The sequence below is a fragment of the Citrobacter sp. TBCS-14 genome, assembly GCF_005280805.1.
Taxonomy (GTDB): Bacteria; Pseudomonadota; Gammaproteobacteria; order Enterobacterales; family Enterobacteriaceae; genus Citrobacter; species Citrobacter gillenii.
The window spans coordinates 1-238 of sequence record NZ_SZWM01000552.1; the positions used below are offsets into that span (position 1 = coordinate 1).

Below are 238 nucleotides of genomic sequence, written 5' to 3' on the forward strand. Positions count from 1 at the left end.
GCAAAGGTTTTGTCGCTGATTTTATCTACCTGATAAGGCGCATCGACAAAGTAAGCAGTTTTATTATGCGGCTCTTTCGCGCTGATATACCAGATACGCGCATTCTGCGGCGTCATCATTGCCAGACGTTGCTCAACGGCTTTGGCATCGTACTGGTCGGCAATATTCACCGCATCCAGAGTATGCTCGACGGGAACGCGGATCATGGTATCCGCCAGCCATTCAACGTAGTCCATAT

The 238-nt window shown here is 49.6% G+C and carries 1 protein-coding gene; it reads right to left on the bottom strand.

Annotated elements, in window-relative coordinates; genetic code table 11:
* Positions 1-238: hypothetical protein (locus tag FDX22_RS19835; protein WP_186805367.1), on the bottom strand; the 238-nt coding region annotated here is incomplete at both ends.